16 protein-coding genes are annotated in these 20,979 nt (G+C 75.5%); 7 read left to right on the top strand and 9 right to left on the bottom strand.

The genetic code is table 11. From position 1 onward, the window contains the following. Nucleotides 1–134 precede the first annotated feature (134 nt). Both ABQ292_RS15630 and ABQ292_RS15625 read left to right on the top strand, forming a co-directional pair. Nucleotides 135–2,951: a methyl-accepting chemotaxis protein gene (locus tag ABQ292_RS15630; RefSeq protein WP_369207981.1), complete on the top strand. Its 2,817-nt coding sequence runs from the start codon at nt 135–137 to the stop codon at nt 2,949–2,951. Nucleotides 2,952–2,961: 10 nt separating this feature from the next. After that, nucleotides 2,962–4,464 (top strand): chemotaxis protein CheW, encoded by a 1,503-nt coding sequence (locus tag ABQ292_RS15625; RefSeq protein ID WP_369207979.1) that lies wholly within the window; start codon nt 2,962–2,964, stop codon nt 4,462–4,464. Between the two features lie 70 nt (nt 4,465–4,534). On the opposite strand, the gene ABQ292_RS15620 is transcribed toward ABQ292_RS15625, so the two are convergent. Beyond that, a complete protein-coding gene (locus tag ABQ292_RS15620; protein ID WP_369207977.1) occupies nt 4,535–5,209 on the bottom strand; it encodes an NAD(P)-dependent oxidoreductase in 675 nt (224 codons plus the stop codon). Nucleotides 5,210–5,360: 151 nt separating this feature from the next. Here ABQ292_RS15620 and ABQ292_RS15615 point away from each other — a divergent pair, with 151 nt between their 5' ends. Beyond that, on the top strand, nt 5,361–6,374 hold the full coding sequence (locus ABQ292_RS15615; RefSeq protein WP_369207975.1) for an AraC family transcriptional regulator: 1,014 nt from the start codon (nt 5,361–5,363) through the stop codon (nt 6,372–6,374). Nucleotides 6,375–6,485: 111 nt separating this feature from the next. Here the strand turns inward: ABQ292_RS15615 and ABQ292_RS15610 are convergent, their stop codons facing one another. The 4 genes from ABQ292_RS15610 to folP form a co-directional block, all read right to left on the bottom strand. After that, nucleotides 6,486–8,084: an AMP-binding protein gene (locus ABQ292_RS15610; protein WP_369207973.1), complete on the bottom strand. Its 1,599-nt coding sequence runs from the start codon at nt 8,082–8,084 to the stop codon at nt 6,486–6,488. A gap of 68 nt (nt 8,085–8,152) precedes the next feature. Next, entirely contained in the window at nt 8,153–8,590 is a 438-nt protein-coding gene (locus tag ABQ292_RS15605; RefSeq protein ID WP_369207971.1) for a PaaI family thioesterase, read from the bottom strand. 163 nt (nt 8,591–8,753) lie between these two features. After that, nucleotides 8,754–9,332 (bottom strand): universal stress protein, encoded by a 579-nt coding sequence (locus ABQ292_RS15600; RefSeq protein WP_369207969.1) that lies wholly within the window; start codon nt 9,330–9,332, stop codon nt 8,754–8,756. A 170-nt stretch (nt 9,333–9,502) separates the two neighbouring features. Then, nucleotides 9,503–10,363, bottom strand: coding sequence for a dihydropteroate synthase (gene folP, locus ABQ292_RS15595; protein ID WP_369207967.1), 861 nt, complete (start codon nt 10,361–10,363; stop codon nt 9,503–9,505). 70 nt (nt 10,364–10,433) lie between these two features. Here folP and ABQ292_RS15590 point away from each other — a divergent pair, with 70 nt between their 5' ends. Beyond that, nucleotides 10,434–10,895 carry a MaoC family dehydratase gene (locus ABQ292_RS15590; RefSeq protein WP_369207965.1) on the top strand — a complete coding sequence of 154 codons (462 nt, stop codon included), beginning with the start codon at nt 10,434–10,436 and terminating at the stop codon, nt 10,893–10,895. 55 nt (nt 10,896–10,950) lie between these two features. Here the strand turns inward: ABQ292_RS15590 and ABQ292_RS15585 are convergent, their stop codons facing one another. Beyond that, nucleotides 10,951–12,207, bottom strand: a complete 1,257-nt coding sequence (locus tag ABQ292_RS15585; RefSeq protein ID WP_369207963.1) for a serine hydrolase domain-containing protein — start codon at nt 12,205–12,207, stop codon at nt 10,951–10,953. A gap of 177 nt (nt 12,208–12,384) precedes the next feature. After that, nucleotides 12,385–12,669 (bottom strand): HU family DNA-binding protein, encoded by a 285-nt coding sequence (locus ABQ292_RS15580; RefSeq protein WP_204692548.1) that lies wholly within the window; start codon nt 12,667–12,669, stop codon nt 12,385–12,387. A 331-nt stretch (nt 12,670–13,000) separates the two neighbouring features. Between ABQ292_RS15580 and ABQ292_RS15575 the strand changes: the two genes are divergently transcribed. Beyond that, nucleotides 13,001–13,924 carry an aldo/keto reductase gene (locus tag ABQ292_RS15575; protein WP_369207961.1) on the top strand — a complete coding sequence of 308 codons (924 nt, stop codon included), beginning with the start codon at nt 13,001–13,003 and terminating at the stop codon, nt 13,922–13,924. Between the two features lie 28 nt (nt 13,925–13,952). Here ABQ292_RS15575 and ABQ292_RS15570 read toward each other — a convergent pair whose 3' ends face one another. Beyond that, nucleotides 13,953–15,047 (bottom strand): EAL domain-containing protein, encoded by a 1,095-nt coding sequence (locus tag ABQ292_RS15570; protein WP_369207959.1) that lies wholly within the window; start codon nt 15,045–15,047, stop codon nt 13,953–13,955. 166 nt (nt 15,048–15,213) lie between these two features. On the opposite strand from ABQ292_RS15570, the gene ABQ292_RS15565 reads away from it, so the two are divergent. Further along, complete coding sequence (locus ABQ292_RS15565) at nt 15,214–17,949, top strand: SpoIIE family protein phosphatase (protein WP_369207957.1); 2,736 nt, start codon at nt 15,214–15,216, stop codon at nt 17,947–17,949. Nucleotides 17,950–18,045: 96 nt separating this feature from the next. On the opposite strand, the gene ABQ292_RS15560 is transcribed toward ABQ292_RS15565, so the two are convergent. Beyond that, a complete protein-coding gene (locus ABQ292_RS15560; protein WP_369207955.1) occupies nt 18,046–19,275 on the bottom strand; it encodes a saccharopine dehydrogenase family protein in 1,230 nt (409 codons plus the stop codon). A gap of 118 nt (nt 19,276–19,393) precedes the next feature. Here ABQ292_RS15560 and ABQ292_RS15555 point away from each other — a divergent pair, with 118 nt between their 5' ends. Next, a complete protein-coding gene (locus ABQ292_RS15555) occupies nt 19,394–20,929 on the top strand; it encodes an amidase (RefSeq protein WP_369207953.1) in 1,536 nt (511 codons plus the stop codon). Nucleotides 20,930–20,979 lie beyond the last annotated feature (50 nt).

Raw genomic sequence — 20,979 nt, 5'->3', positions numbered from 1 at the left:
GTGCTCCGTGTGCCCCGCGCGGCGGGCGGTGCTCGTGGGACGGCACGGGATCGCCCGCCTGCCTGCCGACTTGAGGCGCAGGACGTCCCGTCCGAGATGAGTGGGTCTCGAACCGCCACACCCCGGGAGCGTCCGTGCCGCAGTCGGCCGTCACCTCGTCCTCCGCCGACGACCCCGCGCTGCTGGACCTGCGCGGGATCGTCGAGGCGATCCACCGCTCCCAGGCGGTGATCGAGCTGGCCCTCGACGGCACGGTGCTCACGGCCAACGACAACGCCCTCGCCGTCCTGGGCTACGAGCTCGACGGCGTCCGCGGCCGGCACCACCGGGTCCTCTGCGAGCCGGAGCTCGCCGACAGCGCCGAGTACGCCGACTTCTGGCGCCGGCTCGGTCGTGGCGAGTTCCAGTCCGGAGTGTTCAAGCGGCTGACCCAGGACGGCCGGACGGCATGGCTGCGGGCGACCTACAACCCCGTCCTCGACGAGGCCGGCAGGCCGGTGAAGATCGTCGAGCTCGCCACCGACGTCACCGAGGCCATGATGGAGGCCACCGAGCAGCGCGGCGCGGTCACGGCGATGGACCGGTCGCAGGCGGTGATCGAGTTCGCCCTCGACGGCACCGTGCTGACCGCCAACCGGAACTTCCTGGAGCTGATGGGCTACCGGCTGCAGGAGATCAAGGGCAAGCACCACCGGGTGTTCGTCGACCCCGTGCAGGCCGCCGGTGACGAGTACGCGCACTTCTGGGAGCGGCTGGGCCAGGGGACGTTCGAGGGTGGCGTCTACCGGCGGCTGGCCAAGGGCGGCCGCGAGGTGTGGCTGCAGGCCACCTACAACCCGATCCTCGACGACGCCGGCCGGCCGCTGAAGATCGTCAAGTTGGCCAGCGACATCACCGCCGCCAAGCTGGCCGACACCGAGTTCCGCGGCCGCGTCGCGGCCATCGACCGGGCCCAGGCCGTCGTCGAGTTCGCGCTCGACGGGACGGTGATCGCGGCCAACAAGAACTTCCTGGAGACCATGGGCTACGCCCTGCACGAGGTCCAGGGCAAGCACCACCGGGTGTTCTGCCAGGCGGAGGTGGCCGCCAGCGAGGAGTACGCCCAGTTCTGGGAGCGCCTGGCCGGCGGCGCCTTCGAGAGCGGGGAGTTCCTGCGCGTCGCCAAGGGCGGCCGCGAGGTGTGGCTGCAGGCCACCTACAACCCGATCCTCGACGACGCCGGCCGGCCGCTGAAGGTCGTCAAGTTCGCCACGGACATCACCGAGGCCAAGCTCGTCAACGCCGACCACAGGGGCAAGGTCGCGGCCATCGACCGGGCCCAGGCGGTCATCGAGTTCGACCTCAAGGGGCGCATCCTCACGGCCAACCAGAACTTCCTCGACGCCGTGGGCTACACGCTCCCCGAGATCCGGGGCAAGCACCACCGCATCTTCGTCGAACCCGCCCATGCCGCGTCCGACGCGTACGTGGAGTTCTGGGAGCGCCTGGGCAAGGGCAGGTTCGAGGCCGGGGAGTTCCGGCGGCTCGACAAGGACGGGCGCGAGGTGTGGCTGCAGGCCACCTACAACCCGGTCCTCGACGAGAACGGCCGCCCGCTGAAGGTCGTCAAGTTCGCCTCGGACGTCACCCGCGAGAAGCGGCGCAACGCCGAGTACCTCGGCAAGGTCGCCGCGATCGACCGGGCGCAGGCGGTGGTCGAGTTCGCCCTCGACGGCACGGTGCTGGGTGCCAACCGGAACTTCCTGCAGGTGATGGGCTACAGCGCCGGCGAGGTCCAGGACGAGCACCACGCGATGTTCTGCGACCCGGCCCACGCGGCGTCCGACGCCTATCGGGAGTTCTGGCGCAAGCTCGGCAACGGCGACTACCACAGCGGGGAGTACCGCCGGGTGGCCAAGGGCGGCCGGGACGTGTGGATCCGGGCCACCTACAACCCGATCCTCGACGAGTCCGGCAAGCCGTTCAAGGTCGTCGAGTTCGCCGTGGACGTGACCGAGGAGAAGCTGCGCCGGGCGGAGATCGAGGCCCGGGTGGACGCGGTCGACCGTGCCCAGGCGGTCATCGAGTTCGACCTCGAGGGGACCGTCCTCAGCGCCAACGACAACTTCCTGCGCACCATGGGCTACTCCGCGCGGGAGATCCTCGGCCACCACCACAGCGAGTTCTGCGACGACGAGTACATGCGCTCGCAGGAGTACCGCGACTTCTGGCTGTCCCTCGGCAGGGGCGAGGTCATCGCCGGGCGCTTCCACCGGCGGGGCAAGTTCGGCCGCGACGTGTACATCCAGGCGACCTACAACCCGATCCTCGACCTCGACGGCAAGCCGGTGAAGGTGGTCAAGTACGCCTACGACGTCACCGAGCAGGTCGTGCGTGAGCAGCGCGTCGAGGCCGGCGCCCAGGAGATGACCGAGCTGGTCCAGGTGCTGTCGGCGTCCATCCAGAGCGTCGCGGAGAACTCGCGGGCCGCCACCGGGCTGGCGGAGGAGACCCAGGGCAACGCCGAGCAGGGTGTCGAGGCGCTGCGCGCCTCCCTGGAGGCCATCGGCCTGATCCAGAAGTCCTCCGTGGCGATCACCGAGATCGTCCGCGTCATGGGGGAGATCGCCAACCAGACCAACCTGCTGGCCTTCAACGCCTCGATCGAGGCGGCGCGGGCCGGCGAGCACGGGGTCGGCTTCTCCATCGTGGCCGGCGAGGTGCGCAAGCTCGCCGAGCGCTCCTTCGCGGCGGCGCAGCAGATCGGCAAGCTCATCGACGAGTCGGCCGAGCGGGTGCAGCAGGGATCGGAGGTGTCGCGGCGGGCCGAGAGCGCCTTCGAGCGGATCGTCGGGGGCGTCACCCGCACCAACGACGCCATCCGGAGCATCTCGGAGTCCGCCCGCGAACAGCAGACCACCTCCCGCGCCGTCGACCAGCTCATCGCCGAGCTCGCCCGCTCGGGCTCCTGAGGGGGCGGCGATGACCGATGGGGCCGCGGAGGCCGCGGGCGACGTCGTCTACGGGCTGCTCCGGCTGGCCGGCATGGACGTCGCGCTGCCGCTGTCCGCGCTGCGCGAGGTCGTCCCCTGCCCGATGGAACTGGCCGGGCTGCCGGCGTCCGCGCCCGGGTTGCTGGGCGCCGTCGAGCTGCGGCGCCTCGTGCTGCCGGTGGTCGACCTCCGCCCGGTCATCGGTCGGCCCGACGACCGCCGCCCGGACCAGGTCGTCGTGGTCGTCGCCCACGGCGGTCAGGTCCTCGGCCTGCTGGCCGACGAGGTGCGCGGGGTGACCCAGCTGCCGTCCTCCATGCTGGTGGCTGCCCGGACGCGGGGCGAGCGGCTGCTGTTCTCGCACACGTTCCGGCACCCCGACACCGGGCGGGCGCACAGCGTGCTGGACGCCGAGGCGGTGCTCAGCCGCCCCGGCGTGCCCACCGTGGACGACGTCACGCGGGAGACCGCCGCCGTGGCCGGCCGTGGCCGCGGCGAGGTGCGGATGCTGACCGTCATCCGCTGCGGGAGCCACCGCTTCGCCGTCGACGCCGCGCACGTGCACACGACGCTGCCCACGCCGGACCTGCGGGCGTCGGTGCTGTCGAGCCGGACCTGCCGGGGCACCGTCACCTACGCCGATCGAGAGGTCCCGGTCGTCGACCCGCTGGCGCTGCTGGGTCTCGGTCAGCTCGACCGGGCCGACATGGGCGCCGGGCTGGTGCTCGACATGGGCAGCGGGTACGTCGTCCTCGCGCTGACCTCGCTGCTCGAGCTGGCCGAGGTGCCCGCCGTCGACGTCCTGCCCCTGCCCGGTCACGCCGTGGCGCGGCCGGAGCTGGTCACCGGCATGGCCGAGATCGACGGTGTGGGCGACTGCCTGGTGCTCGACGGCGAGGCGCTGCTGGCCGACCCGCAGCTGGCCGGGTTCGCCTCGGTCAACACCGCCCTGGCCGCGGCGGCCGATCGCGGTGACGCCGACACGGCGGCCACGGTCGCGGCTGCCGCGGCCACCGGGGCGCCGAGCTACTTGACCTTCTCCGTCGGTGTGGACGTCACGGTGCCGCTCGAGCAGGTCGCCGAGATCCTGCCCTTCCCCGCCTCGCTCACCGACACGGCGGTCGAGGGGGTGCTCGGGGTGCTCGTGCACCGGCGCGCCGCCGTGCCGGTCTTCTGCCTGGCGTCACTCCTCGGCCGCCCACGGCGACCGGTGACGGCGACGTCGTGCCTCCTGCTGGTCACCGTCGACGGCGGGTCGGCGGCCTTCGCCGTGGACGTGCTGCGCTCGATCGACCCGCTGACCTGGCGGGACGAGGACCAGCAGCTCCGGGGGACCGCCGACCAACGGGGCACGACCCTGCGGACGGCACCGCTGGTGCGGGTCGGGGCGCACGCCCGGCTGCTCCCGGACCTCGACCTGCGTGCCATCGCGCGCCTCGCGGCCGCCGAGCGGGCTCCCAGCGGGACGCCGGAGCTGGCGCGCGCCGGCTGAGCCCGCCGGCGGCCCCGTCCCGGGACCTGCCGCGAGCCTGCGAGTGGTGGAGGGCGCAGGGGGTCCTCCCTCAGCCCGCGGCCCGGACCGGCTGACTGCGGGCACCCGACACCGCGACGCGGCCGCCTCCGCCGGGGGTCGCCACCAGGTCCGCGACGACCTCGCCGACCGCTCGCCGTGACACCCGCATCCCCTCGGTCTCGCCCGAGCGGGAGACGGCGGCCGGTTCGTCGCCGTCGGTCAGGTTCACCGGCTGCACCAGCGACCAGTCCAGGCCGCTGTCCCGGACGATCCGCTCCTGCCGCTCGTGGTCGGCGATCTGCGGGCGCAGCAGCAGGGCCAACACCAGCCGGCTGGACAACGGCAGCCGGTCCCGCGTCTCCCCGACGCCGTAGGACGACTGGACGACCAGCCGCTGCACACCGTGCTCCCGCATGGCGGCGACGACCGCGGCGGTGCCCCGCGAGCGCACGTCCAGCGGAGTCCCCCTGCTACCGAACAGCCGCACCCGCAGCGGGGGCTCGCTGATGCCCAGCGTCACCACGACGGCGTCCTGCCCGCGGACGGCGGGCCCGACGTCCCCCGGCACGGTGGCGTCGCCGTCCACCGCCCGGACCCCGGCACGGCCCCCGAGCGCCGCGCTCGCCTGCCGGGCGAAGGCCGTCACCTCGTGCCCGCGGCCGGTGAGCGCCTCCACCGCCGCCCGTCCCGATCCCCCGGTTGCCCCCACGACCACGATCCTCACGTCCTGCTCCTCTCGGTGGTGCCGGCCCGTTGACCGGCACTCCCGGGACTGGCGAACCCGGGGCGCCCCGCTCATGACCGCGCGTCCGGGGTCCGTGCCCGTCCGTCCGGACGGCCTGGACGCCCGGTGCCGGCCTCGCCAGGCTGGGCGCATGACCGCCGCACTACTCCGCGACCCGGGCCCCTCCCGCCCGTGGGCGCCGGTCGACCCGGTCGGCGGGGTGCTCGCCGACCTGCGGATCCGCGGCACCTTCCACTGCCGCGCGGAGGTCGCCGCCCCGTGGGGCCTGGAGATGCCCGCCCTCGACGGCTGCATGAGCTCCCACGTCGTCACCGAGGGCAGCTGCGTGCTCGAGGTCGACGGCGTGCGGTCCGTGCTGGGCCCCGGGGACCTGGCGCTGGTGCCGCACGGGCGTGGGCACCTGCTGCGCAGCGACCCGGACGCGCGGATCGCCGGCCGCGCGGACCTGCTGCCCCAGCAGTACCTCGGGGAGCACTACTCGGTGCTGCGGCTCGACGGCGGCGGTGCCCGCACCGGGCTGGTCTGCGGCATCGTCGAGCCCGACCGGCCCGGGGCCGCGCACCTGCTCGACCTGCTGCCGCCGGTCCTGCACGTCGACGGGCACGACGCGGCGCGGAGCGGCTGGCTCCCGGTGCTGCTCGGGGTGATCGCCGACGAGGCCCGCCACGACCGTCCGGGGTCCGAGGCGGTGGTGACCCGGCTGGCCGACGTCGTCGTCGTCCAGGCCGTGCGGACCTGGCTGGACACCGCGGCCGCCGAGCCGGGCTGGCTGCGTGCCCTGCGGGACCCGCAGGTGGGCCGGGCGGTGGCCCGGCTGCACCGCGAGCCGGGGACGGCGTGGACGCTCCCCCTCCTGGCCCGGGAGGCGCGGATGTCCCGCTCGTCCTTCGCCGCCCGGTTCACCGAGCTGGCCGGGGAACCGGCGATGCGGTACGTGGCCCGCTGGCGGATGCACCTGGCCACCGTCGCCCTGGCCGACGGCGCGCGGGTCGGCGAGCTGGCCCGGCACCTGGGCTACGAGTTGGAGGCCGCCTTCTCCCGGGCCCACAAGCGGGTGGTCGGTGTCCCCCCGGTCACGGCGGCGCATCGCGGCCCCGGACGCGCCGAGGCGCCGGCCGCAGCGGGTGCGGCCGGCGCCTGGTGACCTGCCGGAACGGCCACCGTCCAGTCGGAGGACCCCGTCCTACCCACTCTCCGCAGGCCCAGGGCGGTGCCCTGGTCGGGGCCGCCGGCGTGGGGGAACGGCGCTGGTCCCTCAGCCCGCCGCGCGGAGTTCCTTGCGGAGGATCTTGCCGGCGGCGGACTTCGGCACCTGCTCGATGAACTCGACCGAGCGGATCTTCTTGTGCGGCGCCACCCGGCTGGCCACGAACTCCACGACCTCGTCCTCGGAGAGCTCCGCACCCGGCGCCTTGACCACGAACGCCTTGGGCAGCTCCTCGCCGCTCTCCTCGTCCTTGACGCCGATGACGGCGGCGTCGGCGATGGCCGGGTTGCCCAGCAGCACGGCCTCGAGCTCGGCCGGGGCCACCTGGTAGCCCTTGTACTTGATCAGCTCCTTGACCCGGTCGACGACGGTGTAGCAGCCGTTCGCGTCGACGATCGCGACGTCACCGGTGTGCAGCCAGCCCTCGGCGTCCAGGGTCTCGGCGGTGGCCTCCTCGTTGTTGAGGTAGCCCTTCATGACCTGCGGGCCGCGGACCCACAGCTCGCCGCGCTCGCCGGGGGCGGCGTCCTGGCCGGTGGCGGGGTCGACCAGGCGGCACTCGGTGTTGGGCAGTGCCAGGCCGACCGAGCCCTTGGGCACGGCGGTGACGCCCTCGGGCAGCCGGGTGACGTCGGGGGTGGTGTGCGAGACCGGCGAGAGCTCGGTCATCCCGTAGCCCTGGGCCACGACGACGCCGTCGGTCGCGCCCTTCCGCAGCCGGTCCTGGGCGGCCTGGGCCAGCGCCTCGTCCAGCGGCGCGGCGCCGGAGGTGATGCTGCGCAACGAGGACAGGTCGAACTGGTCGACCATCGGGTGCTTGGCCAGCGCCAGCACGATGGGCGGCGCCACGAAGGCCCGGGTGATCCTCTGGTCCTGGATGGTCCGCAGGAACTGCTCGAGGTCGAACCGCGGCAGCGTGACCACGGTGCCGCCCCACTGCAGGCCCTGGTTCATCAGCACGGTCAGGCCGTAGATGTGGAAGAACGGCAGGACGGCGATGATCCGCTCGTCGCCCTCGTGCAGCTCCACGAGCGGGCGGGACTGGCTGACGTTGGCCACCAGGTTGCGGTGGGTGAGCATGACGCCCTTGGGCAGGCCCGTCGTGCCGCTGGAGTAGGGCAGCGTGACCAGGTCCTCGGCGGGGTCGATGTCGACCTGCACCGAGGGCGCGTCGCTGGAGATCAGGTCGAGCAGCGAGGCGTGACCCTCGGCGCCGTCCATGACGACCACCTCGTCGACCGGCGTCCGCTCGACGGCCTCGAGGGCCCGGTCGAGGAACGGCGAGACGGTGACGAGGACCTTCGCGCCGGAGTCCTTCAGCTGGAAGGCGACCTCGTGGGCGGTGTAGAGCGAGTTGATCGGGCTCATCACGCAGCCGGCCCGGGCGATGCCGTGGAAGACGACCGGGTACCACATGGTGTTCGGGCACAGCACCGCGACGACGTCGCCCTTGCGCAGCCCGCGGGCGGCCAGGGCGGCGGCGACGCGGTCGACGTAGGTGGCCAGCTGACCGTGGCTGATCGAGTCGCCGGTCAGGCCGTCGACGAGCGCGGGGGCGTCGGGGCGGGACGCCCCGCCGGCCAGGACGAACTCGGGGACGGACTGCTCGGGGATCTCGACGTCGGGATAGCGGCTGGCCAGGGCCACGGGACTCCTCCTCCGGGGGACGTAGTGACGCCAGTCTCACACCCGGCGTGTGGCGGACGACACGGGGGTTACCGGCCGGTACCCCATCGTGGCCAGAGCACCGACTGCGTGCAGCGGAACAGCGCGAGGGTCTTCCCGGCGTCCGAGGTGACGACGGCGTCCCACACCTGGGTGCTGCGGCCGGCGTGCGCGTTGGTCGCCACGGTGCTCACCCGGCCCTCCCGCAGGGTGCCGAGGAAGTTGCTCTTCAGCTCGATGGTGGTGAACCCGGCCGCCCCGTGGGGCAGCAGCGCGCGGGTGGCCAGCCCGCAGGCGGTGTCGGCCAGCGCGACGACGGTGGCGGCGTGCAGGTAGCCGTTGGGCGCGAGCAGCTCCGGCCGGACGTCGAGCGCGGCCGCCAGCCGGCCGGGCTCGTGCGCGGTGACGGTGAGCCCGAGCAGGCCCGGCAGCGTGCCCGGCAGGAGCCCGTTGAGCTCGTCGGCGGTGAGGAACCCGGTGGCGGCCATGCGCCCGAACGTAGCGAGGCGGGGCTGCGCCACGATCGGGGAACTGATCCCAGCGCGTCCTCCCGCACGTCCCACGGTCGGGGAGGACGCGCCACGGTCGGGGAGGACGCTCACGCCTGGATCGCGGCCCAGCCGCCCGGTCGGCTCGGCGGGGGCGGATCCGTCACGGGCCGGTGAAGTCGGCCGTGGCCCCCCGGAAGCGCCTGCGGCGGGCACGCACCCGTTCGCCGCCGTTGCGGCGGCGCAGGTGCAGCCGCTCGCGGTGCGCCTCGGACGAGTGGACGACGGTGACCGGACACGGCGCGTGCAGGACGCACTGCATGCTCGTCGACCCGAGCAGCATGGTGGAGAACCCGCCGTGACCCCGGCTGCCGACCACCAGCAGGTCCGCGCCGGCCGACTCCCGGATGAGCGCGTCCGCCGCCGAGCCGAGGACGGCCGTCACGTGGATCACCGGGTGCGGCTCCGGGACCTCGCGGAGCACCTCGGCGATGAACGCCTCGGTCCGCTCCACCGCCGCGGCCGCGGCCTTGTCGTACTCGAAGCCGCCGACGGCGTCGAAGTCCATCCACGCCTCGGGCGGGCGGTGGGAGACGACCGCCTCGACGGGCACGCCCCGGCGGACGGCGTCCTCGACGGCGAACCGCAAGGCGGCCCGCGCCCCCGCCGATCCGTCGGCGCCCACCACCACCCGCGGTCCTCGTGCCTGGGGTTGCTCGACCCCTGCGGCCTGTTCGGTCATGACGGCCTCCTCAGCACCGTCCGCCGTGGGGCCCGGTGCCGCCACGGGCCACTCGATCATGGTCCGGGTGGCCTCCCGGCAACAAGGACCTCCGGCGCCGCGCGTCCGGAGGGGACGGCCGCTCCGCAGGGTCCCGCCGCGAGCCTGCGAGCGGGGGCGGGGGGCTTGCTTCAGGCGAGACCGCGGACGGTGCGGGCCGGGGGACGGTCGCCGCGGATGGAGGCGACCATGTCCAGGGTCTGCCGGGTCGCGGCGACGTCGTGCGCGCGGAACACCCGGGCGCCGAGCCACGCGCTGACCGCCGTCGCCGCGAGCGTGCCGGTCAGCCGTTCCTCCAGGACGACGTCGAGGGTCTCGCCGACGAAGTCCTTGTTCGACAGCGCCACCAGCACCGGCCACCCGGTGGCGACCAGCTCGTCCAGGCGCCGCGTCGCCTCCAGCGAGTGCCGGGTGTTCTTGCCGAAGTCGTGGCCGGGGTCGACCAGCACCCGCTCGCGGTCCACGCCCGCCGCGACGGCCGCCTCGGCCAGCGCCGTCGTCCGCGTCACGACGTCGGCGACGACGTCGTCGTAGGTCACCCGGTGCGGCCGGGTCCGCGGCGGGAGGCCGCCGGCGTGCGTGCAGACGATCCCGGCGCCGGCCTCGGCCGCCACCCCGGCCAGCTCCGGCTCGACGCCGCCCCACGCGTCGTTGACGACGTCGGCCCCGGCGGCCAGCGCCTCGCGCGCGACCTCGGCCCGCCAGGTGTCGATCGAGATGGGCAGCTCCGGGTGGGCGGCGCGGATGGCGGCGACCAGGTCGACGGTGCGGCGGATCTCCTCGGCGGCGTCGACCTCCTCGCCGGGCGCGGCCTTGACCCCGCCGACGTCGACCACGTCCGCGCCCTCGGCCACGACCCGGTCCACGCGCTCGACGGCGGCGGTCAGCTCGTAGGTGGCCCCGCGGTCGTAGAACGAGTCCGGCGTGCGGTTGACGATCGCCATGACGACCAGTGCGCCGTCGGGCACGTCGAGCCGGCCCAGTCGCAGCACCCGTGTCCTCCGCCCCGCCGCCGGTGTGGTGGAGTCAGCCAACCAGACCACCGGGACAGGAGGACGTGCGATGGCGCAGACCACCGTGGACGGCGTCGAGGGTGTGCAGGGGCTCGTCGGCCGGCACCTCGGTCACAGCGACTGGGTCGAGGTCACCCAGGAGCAGGTGGACCAGTTCGCCGAGGCGACCGGCGACCACCAGTGGATCCACGTCGACGTCGAGCGGGCGAAGCGGGAGAGCCCCTTCGGCGGCCCGGTGGCGCACGGCTACCTGACCCTGTCGCTCATCCCGTCGCTGCTGCCGCAGATCGTCGAGATCACCGGCTTCCGCATGGGCGTCAACTACGGCACCGAGAAGGTGCGCTTCCCCTCCCCGGTGCCGGTCGGCAGCCGGGTGCGCGCCGGCGCGTCGCTGGCCTCGGCCACGCCGTTCGAGGGCGGCATCGCCATGGACATGGACGTCACGGTCGAGGTCGAGGGCCAGTCCAAGCCGGCGATGGTCGCCACCGTCGTCTACCGCCGCTACCTGTAGACGGCTCCGCGCACGTCCGCGGAGGTGCGCGGAGCCCCTCCGCGGACGTGCCCGCTCAGGCGACGATGGCCTGGTTGACCAGGGCGCGCAGGTGGGCCCGGATCGGCAGGGTCGACGAGGGCAGCAGCTGCGTGAAGAACGTGACGACGACGTCCTCCACCGGGTCGACGTAGAACGCCGTCGACGCCGCCCCGCCCCAGCTGTAGTCGCCGACGCTGGCCACGCCGCCGTAGCGGACCGGGTCGATGACCATCGAGAAGCCCAGGCCGAAGCCGACCCCGCGCAGCGGTGTCTCGGCGAACAGCGGGCGGCCGAAGGTCTCCAGGTCGGCACCACCGGGCAGGTGGTTGCGGACCATGTGCGCCAGCGTCCGCGGGCCGAGCAGCCGCCCGCCGTCGAAGGAGCCGCCGCGGCGCAGCATCTCGGCGAAGCGCACGTAGTCCGCGGCGGTGCCCACCAGCCCGCCGCCGCCGGAGAGGAACGTGGGCGTGCTGTGCGCCGCGGCGCCCATCGTGTCCAGCGGCGCGAAGCCGGTGGCCGCCCCGCCCGGCTGCCCGGGGACGGCGGCGTAGAGGCGGGCCAGCGAGGCGACGTCGTCGTCCTCGCGCAGCCCGAACGACGTGTCGGTCATCCCCAGCGGACGGAAGATCCGCTCCTCGAAGAAGACGTCGAGCGGCTGCCCCGACACGACCTCGACCAGCCGGCCCAGGACGTCGGTGGAGACGCCGTAGTTCCACTCCGTGCCGGGTTGGAAGACCAGGGGCGCCGAGGCCCACTGGCGGCACACCTCGGCCGAGTCCGCGCCCGGCGGCGTGCCCCACTCGTGGCCCATCGCGCGGTACACCGCGTCGACCGGGTGGGCGTGGTGGAAGCCGTAGGTGAGCCCCGAGGTGTGGGTGAGCAGGTGCGCCACCCTGATCGGCTGCATCTGCGGCTGGGTGACCGGCTTCTGCGCCGACCCGGCCACGTAGACGCGGGTGTCGGCGAACTCGGGCAGCCACTTGGTGATCGGGTCGGTGAGCTCGAGGAGGCCCTCCTCGTACAGCATCATCGCCGCGACCGAGGTCACCGGCTTGGTCATCGAGAAGATGCGCCAGCGGGTGTCCTCCTCGACCGGGAGGCCCTCCTCGACGTTGCGCGAGCCGGCGCGGCCGACGTGGGCCAGCCGGCCCCTGCGGGACACCGTCACGAGGAAGCCGGGCAGCTGCCCGTCGTCGACCCAGCGGGCCAGCCGCCGGTCGAGGCGCGCCAGCCGGGCGGGATCGAGGCCCACCTCGGCCGGGTCGGTGTCCTGGGTCAGTCCGCTCGCCACGCGATCCTCCGTCCCGCGCCGTCCGCCCGTCGGGCGGCGCCTGCCTGCGCATCCTGACCCACGCGGACGTGGGCGCGGTCACAGGGGGCAGGCGCCGCCCCGGCAGCGGGTGGACCGGACCGGGACGCCGCCGGGACGATCCCGGTCAGACGGGGACGTCGCCGGGAGCAGCCACGATCAGACCGGCACGTTGCTGGCGGCCTTCTTCAGGTTCGAGCCGGCGGTCACCTTGACGGTGTTGGCCGCGGGGATGTCGATCGACTCGCCGGTCTGCGGGTTGCGGCCGGTGCGGGCCGAGCGCTGGGTCCGCTCGACGGTGATCAGCCCGGAGACGGCGACCTTCTCGCCGCGGGTGATCGCCTCGACGAGCTCCTCCTGCAACCCGGCCAGGACGGCGTCCACGGTGGCGCTGGGCACGTCGGCGCGCTTGGCGATGGCGGAGACGAGTTCGGCCTTGTTCACGGAGATCCTCTCGGAGGTGTCGCGGCCGCGCGGTCTCGGCGGGCCGCCGGTGGTGTCGCCGGCCGCGGTCTGCGGACGGCGCTCCCGGGCGGGCGCCCGGAGGACGAGCCGGACCCCGTCGAGGCGGCCCGGCCCGGGGCACCGTGTCACGCCCACGGGCATATGGCCAGTCCGGAGGCCCGACGCCGCCCGCCCGACCCCGGTCCTCCTGCAGGCAGGAGGACCCCGTCCTCCGCACCGCTCACGAGCTCGCGGCGAGCCTCGGGACGGGGCCTGGCGCGGGCTCGCGAGCGGCGGGGGGCAGGAGGGTCCTTCGTCTAGCGTGGGTCGCGTGCCGCAGCTCCCCGGGACCGACCTGGCCGTCAGCGACCTCTGTCTGGGGGGCAACGTCTTCGGCTGGACCGCCGACGAGGCGACGTCCCACGCGGTCCTCGACCGCTTCGCCGACGCGGTGCCCGGCCCGCTGCGGCCCTTCGTCGACACCGCCGAGATGTACGGGGACGGCCGCTCCGAGCAGATCCTCGGCGGCTGGATGGCCGACCGGGGGCTGCGCGACCGGGTGGTCGTGGCCACCAAGGCCTCGCCGCAGCAGAAGCGGCACCCCCTCGCGGCCGGTGAGGTCCGCGCGGCCGCCGAGCGCTCGCTGCGCAACCTGCGGACCGACCGCATCGACGTCTACTACGCGCACTACGACGACGAGACGACGCCGCTGGAGGAGACGCTCACCGCCTTCGACGAGCTCGTCCGGTCGGGCAAGGTGCTGCACGTCGCGGCGTCCAACTACTCGCCGGCCCGGCTGACCGAGGCGCTGGAGACCTCCGAGCGGCTGGGCCTGGCCCGCTACGTCGCGCTGCAGCCGCACTACAACCTGATCGAGCGGCCGGCCTACGAGGACGGGCTGCGCGACGTCGTCGCCGCGCACGGGCTGGGCTGCCTGCCCTACTTCTCCCTGGCCAAGGGCTTCCTGACCGGCAAGTACCGGGCCGGCGAGCGCGTCGACTCCCCGCGCGCGAAGGGGGCGATGGCCTACGTCGGCGAGCGCGGTGACCGCGTGCTGGCGGCGCTGCGGGAGGTGGCCGACGCGCACGCGGTGACGCCGGCCGCGGTGGCGCTGCGCTGGCTGGCCGACCAGCCCACCGTCGTCGCGCCGATCGCCAGCGGTCGCGACGTCGACCAGCTCGCCGACCTGCTGCCCGTGCAGGACCTGGTGCTCACCGACGACGAGCGCGCCGCCCTGACCGCCGCCAGCGTCTGACGCGACCCCCGTCCGGAGGGGTCCTCGTTCAGCGGGCGGAGGCGGCCGAGGCGAGGTCCTCGACCCGCAGCAGGCCGAGGACACTGCCGTCGGGGTCGGTGCAGACCACCGGGTCGAAGCGGTGCGCCGGCGGCCGCGTCAGGGCCCGGTGCAGCGTCTCGGTCACGTCGTCGGCCGGCTGGACGCACAACGAGACCGGGGCGGTGTGCACCTCGCCGGTGCGCGGGTCGCCCAGCCGGAGGGCCAGCGGCTCGCCCTGCGGGCCGACGAGGACGACCGGGGGCAGGCCGGGGGAGCGCTCGGCGGCGTCGCACTGGCGCACCGGGCGCAGCAGGCCCGCCAGGCCGCCGGCCTGCCGGGCGCGCGCGGTCCGGGTCCGGACCAGGGACACCACCTCGGCCGGCAGCGGCGCGAAGCCCGGCGTCGGCCGACCCAGCAGCCAGCCCTGCGCCAGCGGGACGCCGAGGCGGCAGACGGCGGCCAGCTCGCCCCGGGTCTCGACGCCCTGGGCCAGCAGCCACGCGCCGGTCCGGCCGGTCAGCCCGCCCAGCACCTCGGCGATCGCCTGGCGCACCGGGTCGGTGTCGACGCCGGCGACCAGGGAGCGGTCGAGCGTGACCAGGTCGGGCCGCAGCGCGGCGACCTGCTGCAGCCCCGACCAGCCGGCGCCGGTGTCGTCGAGGGCCACCAGTGCCCCGCGGGCGCGCAGCGCGGCCACCTGCACGCGCAGCGCGGCCAGGTCGGCCACCGGGGCGTGCCCCGTCAGCCCGAGGACGACGCCGCGCAGGTCGGGCCGGCCGGCCAGCGCGGCCTGCACCGGCGGGGTGCCGAGCAGGTGGGGGCCGACGTTGACCACCAGGAAGGTGCCCCTCGGCAGGTGCGGGACGGCGGCCAGCGCCCGGTGCAGGGCGAGCGCCTGGAGCTCCGCGGCGACGCCCGCGTCGGCGGCCGCGGCGAACCACGCCTCGGGGGCCGCGGTGCCGGGGAAGCGGGCCAGCGCCTCGTAGCCGGCCACGCGGGCGCGGGCGAGGTCGACGACGGGCTGGAAGACGAGGCCGAGGTCGCCGGGGTCGGCCAGCAGCGGCCGGCGGTCCGGCAGGCGCGGAGTCAGGGTGCCCGGCATGGGGCCCCATCGACCCGTTCGCGCCGGCGCTCGACCGGGCCGGCCGCGACCCTCACCCCGTCGGGGGACGACGCACGCGAGCGGACGCGCTCGTCCGTATCCGGGCCGACGCGTGGCACCATTGTCCGCTGCGGCCATCCGGGCCGCGTGCGCACGAGGAGGGGTCGTGGCCGTCCCCGTGCCGTTGCAGGGCCCCGACGTGCTGCGCGACGCCCACCGCGTCGCCGCCGCCCGCCGCCTGCTGGTCGAGGTGCCCGGCCCGGCCGCCTACGACCGGCTCTCGGGGCTGGCGGCCCGGCTGCTCGGCGCCGGCCACGCGAAGGTCACGCTGTTCACCGACGAGGACACGGTCGTCGGCGGGCACGGCCTGCCGCCCGGCGTCGTCGGCGGCCCGGCGCTGCTCACCGGTGCGCTGTCGGCGCGCGTCGTGCAGGAGGGGCGCCCGCTGGTGGTGCCCGACGCGCGGGCCGACGCGCGGGTGGCCGACCTGCCCGCCGTCACCTCCGGCGCGGTCGCCTCCTACCTCGGCTCCCCGCTGGTCTCGGCGTCCGGCCGGGTGATCGGCGTCCTCGCCGTGTACGACGGCGCGCCGCACGCCTGGCGCGACGACGACGCAGCGCTGCTGGAGCACCTGGCCGCCTCCGTCGTGGCGGAGCTGGAGCTGGCCGCCGCCCACTCGGCGATCGGCGCCTCGCTGACCCGGCTCGACGTCGCCCTCGAGGCGAGCGCGGTGGGGATCTGGGAGAACGACCTGCGCACCGGCGTCGTCTCGTGGGACGAGCGCTGCGCGGCGGTGCACGGCCTCGAGGGCGCGCAGGAGTTCACCGACGTCGACCGGATGCTGGCCGAACGCATCCACGCCGACGACCACGCCGCCGTCCGGCAGGCCATGGCCGAGGCGTTCGCGGGCTCGGGCGAGTACGTCGTCGAGTGCCGCGCCCTGCACGCCGACGGCTCGGTCCGCTGGACGGTCTCCCGTGGGCGGGTGGTGCGCGACGCCCGGGGCGAGGCGGTCCGGGTGCTGGGCACCGTCGTCGACGTCACCGACGCCCGCGAGCAGGCCGCCCGCCGGATGGCGGCGGTGCAGCGGGCCGCCGCGGTCGCCGAGGTCGCCGCCCAGCTGGCCAACGCGACGGCGCTGTCCCAGCTGGCCGAGATCGCGCTGCGCGGCGCCCGGGTGCTCGGGGCCTCCTCCAGTGCGCTGGCCGCCTTCGACACCGACGGCACGCTGCGGCTGCACCTGGCGCGGCGCCTGGCCGACACCGTGGCCGCGGTCGCCGCCGAGGCCGACGCCGAGGTGGACCTGGGCGAGCAGGGGGTGGCCGTCGAGCTCGACGACGTCCTGCCCACCCAGTACGCCGCCCGGCACGGCGAGCGGCTGCTGTTCACCGACCTCGAGGCCGCGGTCGCCCGCTTCCCGCAGATGGCCGAGGTCGGGCCGCTGCTGGGCCTGCGCGCGCTCGCCGCGCTGCCGCTGCGGGTGGAGGGCCGGCTGCTCGGCAGCTTCGTCGTCGTGTGGGACACCGACCACGACTTCCCCGACACCGACGTCGAGCTGCTCGACGCACTCACCGCGCAGATCGCGCTGAGCGTGTCCCGGCTCCGCTCGGACGTCGAGCGGGCCGACGCGGTCGCCGCCATGGCCGCGGCCAACCGGCGGCTGCAGCTGCTGGCCGACGCCGGCCGGGTGCTCTCGGGCAGCCTGGACATCACCGACCAGCTGGGCCAGCTGGCCGACCTGGTCGTCCCCGCGCTGGGCGACTGGTGCTGGATCCTCGTCACCGACGAGCAGGGCCGGCTGCACGAGATCGCCGCGACCCACCGGGACCCCGCCCGCCGCGACGACGTGGCCGAGTACGTCCGGACGATGGTCGTGGGGATGAGCGACGAGCACGCCGCCCGCGTGGTCACGCGCACCGGCCGGCCGCTGGTGGTGCCCGAGATCGACGCCGCACGGATCGCGCGGGCGCTGCCGGACCCGGCGGGGCAGGAGGCCCTCACCCGGCTGGCGCCCCGGTCGTCGGTGATCGTGCCGCTGGTCGCGCGCGGGCACGTCATCGGCGCCCTCGGCCTGGCCAACGGCGCCGACCGCGGCCCGCACGCGCCGGCGGAGGTCGACACCGCCGGCGAGATCGGCCGGCGTGCGGGCCTGGCGCTGCAGTCGGCGCGGCTGTTCGAGCAGCAGCGCGACCTCGCCGACGCCCTGCAGCACAGCATGCTCACCGCGCCGCCGCGGCCCAAGGGGTGCGAGATCGTCGTCCGGTACCTGCCGGCGTCCGAGGGCGTCGAGATCGGCGGGGACTGGTACGACGCCTTCGTCGAGGCCGGCGGCGACACGGTGCTGGCCATCGGCGACGTCGTCGGGCACGACCGGCACGCCGCCGCCGCGATGGGACAGCTGCGCGGCCTGCTCCGCGGCATCGGCTACGCCGGCGGCGCCTCTCCCGCCGAGGTCCTCGCGCAGCTCGACCGGGCCGCGTGGGGACTGGCGCCGGGGACCATGGCGACGGCGCTGCTGGCGCGGTTGGAGCGGCGGCCGGGGGAGCAGCCCCTGCTGCGCTGGTCGAGCGCCGGGCACCCGCCACCGGTGGTGGTCGACCCCGACGGGGAGGTCCGCCTCCTCGCCGCCGGCCGGGCCGACCTGCTGCTCGGCGTCGACCCGGATCGGGCGCGCACCGACAACGCCGCAGTCCTGCCGGTGGGCAGCACCGTCCTGCTGCACACCGACGGGCTGGTGGAGCGCCGCGACCGCGACCTCGACGCCGGCACCGACGAGCTGCTCGCCGTCCTGCGCGGCTGCGCGGAGGTGCCGCTGGAGCAGGTGTGCGACCGCGTGCTGCGGCGGCTGTTCCTGCCCGACGCCGAGGACGACGTCGCGCTGCTCGCCGTCCGGGTGCTCTGACACCGCGGTCCTCCCGGACCGCCCCGCGGCCAGGGACCGCCTGCTCCGCCGTCCTCCCGGACGCGCCACGATCAGGTCCCCTGATCGTGGCCCCGGTCAGGCCGGTGCGACCTCGTAGGTGTGCCCGGCGGCGCGCAGCCGCTCGACGAGGACGTCGCCCAGCGCCGTCGCCGGGGTCAGCGAGCCGGCCCGGTCGGGCAGCCGGTCGCCGTCGAGGGCCAGGCCGAGCGCGACCTCCCCGAGCATCACCGACGTCGCGGCGTAGCCGGGGTCGCCCGAGCCGGACGCCGTCGCCCGGTAGTGCCGGCCGCTCTCGGTGTCGGCGTCGACGACCATGCGGAAGAAGCCCTTCTCGCGGGTGGCCGCGTCGGGACCGGAGCCGGGGGAGGGCAGCACGCGGTCGAGCACGGCCCGGGTCGGCGGGAAGGCCATCGCGCCGAGGGTGGCGGCCAGCCCGGTGGTGATCCCCGCGGCGGCGAGTGCGCCGGTCAGCCCCCTCCCGGCGCTCATCGCCTCGCCGTAGCGCAGGCCGCGGCCGTAGGACCACTGCTGCAGGGCGTTGCTGCGCCGCACGATCCGGGTGTTGAACGGCGCCATGACGAACGGCGCGGTCCACCGGCCGTCGGCGGCCAGCGCGGGGGGAGCGGCGTCCGGCGGCTGGCGGGTGGCCGGCTCGGCGTCGCGGTCGGGCGAGAGCGCGTACGGGTCGCCGAGGACGCGGCGCACCGTCCGGTCCCGCGCCATCGCCTCGATCTGGGCGCGCATCGAGTCGATGGTGCCGCCGCTGAACCCGCCGCGGAGCGAGGCGACCAGGCGGACGTCGGTGAGCCCGCCGGCGCCGTCGGCGCGGGCGCGCCCGGCGAGCAGGAACACCGACAGGTCGGAGGGGATCGAGTCGTAGCCCGCGGCGTGCACCAGCCGGGCGCCGGTCTCCCGCGCGACGGCGTCGCAGCGGTCGATGGCGTCGCGGACGAACAGCACCTCCCCGGTCAGGTCGGCGTAGTGCGTGCCGGCGCGGGCGCAGGCCTCGACCACGGGCAGCCCGTAGCGCGCGTAGGGGCCGACGGTGGTGACCAGCACGCGGGTGCTCCCCGCCATCCGGGTCAGCGAGGCCGGGTCGCTGCTGTCGGCCTCCAGCAGCGGCCAGTGCCGTCCGGCCGCCGGCAGCTCCGCCGCCGCGGCGGCCAGCTTCTCCCGCGACCGGCCGGCCAGGGCGACGCGCAGGTCGGGCGGCGCGGCCTCGGCGAGGTACGCGGCGACCAGGCGGCCGACGAAGCCGGTGGCACCGAAGAGGACGACGTCGTGCTCGCGCGCGGGCTCGGTCACCGGGCCATCCTCGCCGTGCCCGGCCGGTCGGCGCGACCGGGTGGCCCGGTGCCGGTGACAGGGACGGCGCCCTCTCGCTAGCTTGCTGCCACACCACCCGAGGGACGCAGGAGGCGCCGTGCCCGTACGCCCGCCGGACGAGAACGAGGTGGCCGCGCTCGCGCGCACCTACGGGATGCACCCCGACGAGGCGGAGGTGTCCGCCTACACCGCGCTGGTCGCCGCGTTCCTGACCTCCTACGACGCGGTCGAGGAGCTCTACGCGGGGATCGCCCCGCACCCCCCCGCCGATCGCCCCAGCACCCGGCCCGCCGACGCGGACAACCCGCTGGGCGCCTGGTACGTGCGGACGGAGATCCGCGGCGCCGCCGAGGGGCCCCTCGCGGGCCGCACGGTCGCGGTCAAGGACAACGTGGCGGTGGCCGGCGTGCCGATGATGAACGGCAGCCACACCGTCGAGGGGTTCGTGCCCGCCAGGGACGCCACCGTGGTGACCCGCCTGCTCGATGCCGGCGCGACCGTCACGGGGAAGGCCGTCTGCGAGGACCTCTGCTTCTCGGGAGGGAGTCACACCTCCGTCACCGGCCCGGTGCGCAACCCCTGGGACCCCACCCGCACCACCGGCGGCAGCTCCAGCGGCAGCGCCGCGCTGGTCGCGGCGGGGGAGGTGGACCTCGCCCTCGGCGGCGACCAGGGCGGGTCGATCCGCATGCCGGCGGCCTTCTGCGGGATCGTCGGGCACAAGCCCACCCACGGCCTGGTGCCCTACACCGGCGCCTTCCCGATCGAGTCGACCCTCGACCACCTGGGGCCGATGACCCGCACGGTCGCCGACGCCGCGGCGGTCCTCGACGTCCTGGCCGGCCGGGACGGCGACGACCCCCGGCAGCCGGCCGACCTGGTGCCCGACCCCTGCGCCGCCGCGCTGGGCGGGGACGTCGCGGGACTGCGGGTCGGCGTGGTCGCGCAGGGCTTCGGCTGGGCGGAGCTCTCCGAGACCGGCGTCGACGACACCGTGCGTGCGGCCGCCGGTCGGCTGCGCGAGCTGGGCATCGGGGTCGTCGACCTCGACCTGCCGTGGCACCGGTACGCGCTGCACGTCTGGAACGTCATCGCCACCGACGGCGCGACCGTCCAGATGATCGAGGGGAACGGGTACGGCCACAACTGGGAGGGCCGGTACGACCCCGACCTGATCGCCCACTACGGGCGGCGGCGCCGGGAGACCGCCGACCGCTGGTCGCCGACCGTCACCGCGGTCGCCCTGGCCGGCCGCTGGTCGATCGAGCAGGAGCAGGGCCGTCACTACGCGATGGCCCAGAACCTGGCCGCGGAGGTCCGCCGCCGGTACGACGAGGCGCTGACCGAGGTCGACCTGCTGGTGATGCCCACCGTGCCGATGGTCGCCCGGCCGATCCCGGCGCCCGACGACCCGCTCGAGGTCCGGGTGTCCCGGGGCCTGGAGATGATCGTCAACTGCGCGCCGTTCGACGTCAGCGGTCACCCGGCCACCAGCGTCCCCGCCGGCCTGTCCGAGGGCATGCCGGTCGGGATGATGCTGGTCGGCCGCCGGTTCGCGGACGCCACCTGCCTCACGGTGGCGCACGCCTTCGAGCAGCTGGTCGGCGGGTTCCCGGGTCCTCCGGCCCGCTGACCCCGCGGCGGGCAGGCCGGTCACCGTCCGCCGGCGCCTCCCGGCCGGGG

Source organism: Geodermatophilus maliterrae (assembly GCF_041018925.1).
Classification (GTDB): domain Bacteria; phylum Actinomycetota; class Actinomycetes; order Mycobacteriales; family Geodermatophilaceae; genus Geodermatophilus; species Geodermatophilus maliterrae.
This window is presented reverse-complemented; position numbering and strand designations above follow the sequence as displayed.